The organism is Paracoccus marcusii (assembly GCF_006151785.1).
GTDB classification, from domain to species: Bacteria; Pseudomonadota; Alphaproteobacteria; order Rhodobacterales; family Rhodobacteraceae; genus Paracoccus; species Paracoccus marcusii.
Genome location: NZ_VDDD01000167.1, coordinates 1 through 6,497, shown reverse-complemented (window position 1 = coordinate 6,497; position 6,497 = coordinate 1). Strand labels below are relative to the sequence as shown.

7 protein-coding genes are annotated in these 6,497 nt (G+C 54.4%); 3 read left to right on the top strand and 4 right to left on the bottom strand.

Annotated features, from left to right (window positions below):
- Nucleotides 1-228 (top strand): hypothetical protein (locus tag FHD68_RS19425; RefSeq protein ID WP_208863800.1); only part of this gene is annotated, 228 nt, incomplete at its 5' end.
- A 761-nt stretch (nucleotides 229-989) separates the two neighbouring features.
- Here FHD68_RS19425 and FHD68_RS17050 read toward each other — a convergent pair.
- Both FHD68_RS17050 and FHD68_RS17045 read right to left on the bottom strand, forming a co-directional pair.
- The gene (locus FHD68_RS17050; RefSeq protein ID WP_139086326.1) at nucleotides 990-1,580 is read right to left on the bottom strand and encodes a hypothetical protein; all 591 of its coding nucleotides are present in this window, start codon (nucleotides 1,578-1,580) and stop codon (nucleotides 990-992) included.
- Nucleotide 1,581: 1 nt separating this feature from the next.
- Nucleotides 1,582-3,066: a hypothetical protein gene (locus tag FHD68_RS17045; protein WP_139086324.1), complete on the bottom strand. Its 1,485-nt coding sequence runs from the start codon at nucleotides 3,064-3,066 to the stop codon at nucleotides 1,582-1,584.
- A gap of 1,040 nt (nucleotides 3,067-4,106) precedes the next feature.
- Between FHD68_RS17045 and FHD68_RS17040 the strand changes: the two genes are divergently transcribed.
- Nucleotides 4,107-4,994 (top strand): ArdC family protein, encoded by an 888-nt coding sequence (locus FHD68_RS17040; protein ID WP_139086322.1) that lies wholly within the window; start codon nucleotides 4,107-4,109, stop codon nucleotides 4,992-4,994.
- Complete coding sequence (locus tag FHD68_RS19155; protein ID WP_164871493.1) at nucleotides 4,991-5,164, top strand: hypothetical protein; 174 nt, start codon at nucleotides 4,991-4,993, stop codon at nucleotides 5,162-5,164. The genes FHD68_RS17040 and FHD68_RS19155 overlap by 4 nt, the downstream gene beginning before the upstream one ends.
- Nucleotides 5,165-5,714: 550 nt before the next feature.
- Here the strand turns inward: FHD68_RS19155 and FHD68_RS17035 are convergent.
- Together FHD68_RS17035 and FHD68_RS19150 are read right to left on the bottom strand one after the other, a co-directional pair.
- On the bottom strand, nucleotides 5,715-6,122 hold the full coding sequence (locus tag FHD68_RS17035; protein ID WP_139086320.1) for a hypothetical protein: 408 nt from the start codon (nucleotides 6,120-6,122) through the stop codon (nucleotides 5,715-5,717).
- On the bottom strand, nucleotides 6,119-6,497 hold a 379-nt coding region (locus FHD68_RS19150; RefSeq protein WP_167550428.1), incomplete at its 5' end, for a hypothetical protein. The genes FHD68_RS19150 and FHD68_RS17035, both read right to left, overlap by 4 nt.

Genomic DNA, 6,497 nt, shown 5'->3' with positions numbered 1-6,497 from the left:
CGCTTCATTGTCCGTCCTCAAGTTGGATCGGACTCTAATCGATGGTGGAGGAAAAATCCCGTAGCAGGTCACTTCGGGTGCAACGGGCGCGCAGCGCCTGTAGAAGACGTTTTAATTGGCCGGAAAGCACAAATAGTGGCCAAAAAGCACAACTATCGTGGCAAACCACAGGCGCTGTGGTTTGCCACGATAAACGTCCTCACCGCGTTAATGAAATCAGCAGCTTAATTTTACGTTTACACACCAAAACGTCCTTCCTTGCCAATTAAAGCTTCCTCTACCACCAGCAGAGCTGCAAATTTCTTGGCCGAAAGCAGCCCTTGAAGGGTTGCCAAGCACCCGACGCGAAGAGCCCACAGCCGTCAATCGAGTTCGAGTGCACAGGGATTCATCTCGACAGTGGCATCTGGCGAGAGCTCTCCCAGATCCACATCAGGCAGTAAGATTACGAGTAGATCCTTTCCGTATTGCTGATGGCGTTTCACCAGAGCCAAACCAGAAAAGACCACCTTCCCATGGTGGAGGATTTCACAATTGCCTCGATAGCCTTGATCAAGGCTAAGATTTGTCAGGAACGGCTCAGGACAGTGCCGTGGCCATATCAAATGGCCTTCCGGCACATTCTCGCGCCCTAAGACAAAAATAGCCTCTTCGATTGGAAGCCGCACTATCGCCTAACTCTCCTGGATAGCGGCGAACTTTACAAAGGGCACGTGAAACAGCAACCGTCCGCTTCGTCCCGCATAGCAGACGCACGGCGGCGACGGGCTAGCGTCTGCAATGCGGGACCTTGCTGCCGGTCGCCCCGATCTCCCTGAACGCATTCGCAGGCACAGCATCATCGACGTGAAGGGCGGAAACCGGACTTTCGCTACGGTTGAACGAACACATGAGACGAGCGGGTAGCAGTCGTTCTCGCCAATGGTGATCAAGGCACGAGAAAGGCGGGACGCCTACGTAAATTGATGCCGCGCTGTAGTTCGGCATGCTTACTGGGGCAATAGAAGATGCCTTCGAGGATCCTCGCTTCCGTTTCCACACCCCTTATATCTTCCTCTTTGAAGATCATCATAATGAACACCATAGAGATCTCGACCTGTTGCAAGGGTACAAGAAAGATCTCCTACATAGCGCATACCGCCATCAAAAACTCGCCCACGGTCATCAAAATTTAATCTAATTCCAAAAATAGAAACCTGACCGGTTTCTTCGGGAATCTCCGAGCGGTGGAGGCCCCAGCAATTACGATAATCATCGCCTCCAGAGACGAGAAAAAAATCTTCTGGGTTCCTAGTTGGATGTGAACGACCGTATCGGACAAGTGTATATCGAGAGCTTCCAAGAATTCTACCGAGTGGGTCGTTGGCGGTTTCACCTCTCTCATCATTTAAACGCAGGATTATCGCAAATGGCAAGTATTTTGATTTTTGGGTCGCTGGATCTTTGAGCTCCAAGGGTAGTCCGCCAACATACTGATGCCAACTGTATTTATCCGACAATGTTGGGCAGATATGAAGGGAATTGGAGGACGCGGTAAGCGCTGATAGAACCCAGAAAAAGAACGAAATTATAATTTTCATCTCACTTAATCCTTTGTCTGATGCAATTAATACCACATTCTTTCCCGATGCCTTCGAGCTGGATGGTGGGCTGGTCAGAAACCGCTCCAAACTGCTGAGCCGAAATAGCTTGCCGCATGCCCTGTCTTTCTGCCTGAGCCCACCTGCGCGAGCTTTCGGCAAATTCTGAGAATTTCTTTATCTCAACTTCCATTAATTGATGGCGGCGAATGGCTCTCTCTTCAATTAAGCTGGCGTCAATTAAAGACGGCATAAATTCCTGCCAGATCCGATTTTCAATGGCTTGCATCAGGTACCCGCTTTGATAACTTTCAATGTATACCGCGGGGCCATCCATAAGCGCAGCAAGCTCATTAGGGTCGTATTGCTCACCAATTTCTGGGGTGTCGAGTTTGATTGCGACTTCAATCACTGCGTCAATGATACTTGATTCGCCGCGTGTTCCTTGTTCATTTTGAATTTCTTTTATTCTCATATCAGCGCCAAATGGGTAAGCAAGAACGCCGTATCCAGATGGTTTTTCTTTAAAAAATAACTCTAAGAAACCATTATCAAAACCCACGCCAAAATTATGACTTTCTTCTTCTACGTATCGCAAATTTCTCGAAAATAGAAACTCATCCGAAAGGAAACTGTCTCCGTACAAATATTTGCGTCGATCGTCAATTCTAACTTTTCCAGGAAGCCGGTCCGAAAATATAACCTTCTCTCTAGGCCGACGGTGGGAAAACTTTTTTTCGAGACTCGCGAGCATACCTTCCCAGACTTGAGCTCCAAAGTGAAAGATAATTTCTTGTGTGCCGAGTCGCATAGTAGAAAAGATACCTTCATTGGTAACTCGGTCCGCAGCTTGAACAAATATTGTCAAGCTTCCATCCTCATTGTCCTTAATGCCAAAACCACGATGACCTGCTACGGGATGAAGACCAGGAACATTTGGTGCGAGCTTTGATCCCATGGTGACCGGTGTGAAAATAAAGGAAGTGTCACTCCAACAGGTAACCATCACTCCGGCCCGCTCCAAACTTAGGTCGGGCAATCTCATGCGGCCCAAGCCTGGCAACGTAGTTTCCCATCCGCTCAATTTTGCCAAGTCGAAAAGCATTACTGCGCCCAGGGGATTTTCAGATGCCCATTTATCAGCGCTTATAGTGTCGGCTGGATGTAGGCCCCCATAGTAGGAACCATCATAGACTACTTCGTTTAAAGACATCCTGAGCTCGGCCATAAATTCTTGTGCGGATTGGCCCGCAGAATCGATTTTTATGCTGTATTGGTCGATGTTGAGTTCACCTTGACCATGTTCGGCTAAGTCTTGGATTTTAGTTACGCCCTGAGGCAGCGTCGGCCTTGGCTTAAACTCTTCCAAGTTCCTAAAACTTTCTCGTGCGAAGGGGGGCGTGCCAGAGATCAGGTCTACGCAGGCGACTGCTGGTGCAGCCGCACAGCTGAGAGTAGCTTGGAGAAGGAGGCTGGCAAATCTCATTTTTTCCATCCTCACGCATCATCGGGTAAACGATGAAACCAGCTTTTTATAGAGGAGTAGCTCTTATCGAGAGACTATAGCACAAGATAGAAGTGCAATCCATGTCTTGCCACACCTACAATAGCCCAAGCGGTAATCAAGCTCATGCGTTACCAGAAGGTCCAAGTCGGAACTGAGCTGCGTGTCGCAATATCCCAACTGCATGCGAGCATCGAAACCCACAGCTTGTTCGGCCGGTCCGCCTTGAACGAACGGTTTGCTGTCGAGGTCTTGGGTATGCTGCCTAGTCGGTGGCCACTTTGACAATGCCGCCCTACGGGACCTGAACCATTCGAGAGGTTGCTTTGGGGCAGTCGTTCGCGCTGCACCTGCCTTCGATGGAAACCATGCGAACGTCGCATAAGGGCTCTTCGCGTCGATGCTGCCTGGCAGTCGAGAGGCTGCTTTTTCAGAGATATGGTGATCGCGGGCACCGCGATCGCTGATCCAGAGGACAGCCGCGCCTCCGCTTCGCTCTGGCACGGCTGACGATCTTTCATTTCATTTTTCCGCCTGCCATCCGGCCGGCGATCCGAACACGGGCTCTGGTGCCGCTGCGCGTCAGCCTCCACGGAGAAATCCGGTTCCTCCCACGCGCAAGCGCGCGGGTCCCTCCCAATTTCACCGCTCCGGCCCCGTGTGTCAGATCACCGTCCGGCCGCAGGTCGGGCTGCGCCCACCCTGCTTTGCCCTTCGGATGACATGAAGTCATCCAAAGTGAAAAGCAGCGATGGCTTCGCCACTGGCGGAACAGGAAGGAGCGTCACGACATGTCGGACCGGATCAACACACGGGCCAGAGATTGGGCTGCGGCCCATCAGAGGCAGACCTTTGTGACAGGAAAGGCAAGCCCGCCTTCGCATCGGGGACAGTCCCCCCTGTTTTCACGCAGTTTTTCTCACCCCTGAAGGCAGAACTATCTGCCCCCTGCCACGCCCATTTTGGGCACCCGACCACGGCGCAAAGACCGGGCGGGATCGTCGCAAAAGAAGGAACGCCAAATGGCTCAATCGTTCGACCTCTACCAGCACGTCACCGACAGCATCATTGCCAGCATCGAGGCGGGCACCCCGGCATGGCGCAAGCCTTGGACGGGTGAGAAGGGTGGCGCACCGTTCCCGTTGCGCAGCAACGGCGAACCCTATTCCGGCATCAATGTCCTGATGCTGTGGCTTGCCGCCGACGCCAAGGGCTACCGCGCCCCGTTCTGGTTCACCTATCGCCAAGCGCAAGAAGCGGGCGGACAGGTCCGCAAGGGCGAGAAATGCGCCACGGTTGTCAAATATGGGACGTTTGAGCGCGAGGACAAAGAGACAGGAGAGGAACGCCGCCTGCCCTACCTGAAATCTTACAGCGTGTTTAACGCCGAGCAGATCGAGGGGCTGGCCCCGGAATACTATGGCAGCCCCGCCGAGGCCGCGCGCGATCTTGGGACCGAACCCGACCCGGCGCTTGATGCTTTCTTTGCGGGGATCGGGGTGGAAATCCGCACGACCGATGACCCGCGAGCCTACTACAGCCCCGCCGCCGACTACATCCACATGCCGCCGATTGCCACGTTTCACGATGCGGCGGGCTATTATGGGACGCTGGCCCACGAGGAAATCCACGCCACAGGCCACAGCACCCGCCTTGACCGCTTTTCCCGCTTTAATGACCGCAAAGGGTATGCGTTCGAGGAAATGGTGGCGGAATTGGGAAATGCCATGCTTTGCGCAAAGCTTGGCCTGACGCCCGATTTTGGACAGTCCGGCGCATATATCAAGAGCTGGCTGCGTGCCTTGAACGACGACAAACGCCTGATCTTCAAAGCCGCCAGCGAGGCCCAGAAAGCCGTTGACCTGTTGACCAAGCGCCAGCACGTCGAAGAAGAAAGGGCGGCCGCGTGAGCGGCCCTCTGCCCGACCTGTCGTGCCGCAAATGCGGCACGACCAATCCCCCGGTCTATCTGGCCCCTGTCACGGTCGGGGGAGCCGGAACCTGCATCTGCATCGGTTGCGCAGAGGCGCGCGGTTGGCTGGACCGGGACGGGAACGTGAAACCGGGGATCGCGCTGTGACCTACGAAATCCGCGACGACCCCGACGACCTTCCCATCCCGTGCGCCACCTTGGCCGAAGCAGAGCGGCGCGGCAGACGCCGCGCCGCCCGGATCGGATCGCCCGTTCTGATCTATGAGATAGACAGCCAAGGTGGCGAAAGGTTTGTGGGGGTCTGCTGACCCCCCTGCCCTACCCCTCTGTCCTGACGTGCAGGGAGAATGTCGGGCGGGCGCGCCGGCAGCTTCGCCGCCAGCGCGCCCGCCCGAGGCTTCGCCTTACATCGCAGCGCGGCAAGCCGCGCCACATGATCCTGGTGCGCTTCACGCAGACGCCGCCTGGCGGCGGCTTTGGGCGGCGGCTGCGCCGCCGCGGGTGCATGGGGAAAGGTGCCGCTTTACAGGATGGATTTGACCACAGCCCACTCGCGTCCCTTCGCTCTATGGGGGCCGTTCCGTTCGCGGTCTGCAAGCCCGTGGCCTCAAGGGCCACGGGTGGACAAATCCAATTTGGTTAGACAGGCGATGCCGGAGGAAAAACAGAAGCTCCAAGGAGGGGCTTTGGGTCGGCTTTACTCGGCTGCCCCGCAAGATACCGGGAAAGGGGTTCCGGTATCTACTTGGTAGGTTTGATTGCCAGCAGTCAGTTCAATATCAGCACTACTGCGGAAGGCATTTATAAGATTTGCCCAGCCTGTCGCATCCTTCGCAGATACGCCGCCATTGACCGCTAGAGCAGTGAAAGTGCCAGCATCTGTCTTCAAAACCATATCGCCCTCATAGGCGATGCCATTGAACGCAACCTCGGCGGAAAATATCGGCGGAATAAATGCGCCATTCGGATCACATATAATCTGAAGATCAACCGTTCCGTTTTCATGGTCATAAATCTCAAGGCCACGAAAATCGGTTTTATGGTTCCAAGCAAATGCCGGTCCGGCCGCAAGGCCGAAAATGCTAACAGCCGCAAGTATCTTCATTCGTCAAATTCCTTAATGGTCGTATCCAACGCTGAAAACCATGCTGGTTCGATCTGACCAAGGACAAGCGCCGATTTTGGTGCCTTGCTGCCATTTTTCACTGTGGCAGCAATGTCCCGGACAGTTTTCTGCTCAATCTTTGTCGTGATCCGATGGCTCCATTCTGCGCCACCACTGGCCTCTGTCGATTGCGGGACATAACGAGGTTCAATCGTTATTTCTGGCATGTTGGCATAAGCCGCTTTCAGGACCGTCGCGCGGGGAATGCCATTGGCTTCAAGTCTCTCAAGCGCAGCGGCATGTGGCTTTGTTGCACAAAGCCTCTGATGTCCGAGGTTCCCCTTTCCCCGGACGGATTTATCCCGCGGTTTCTGT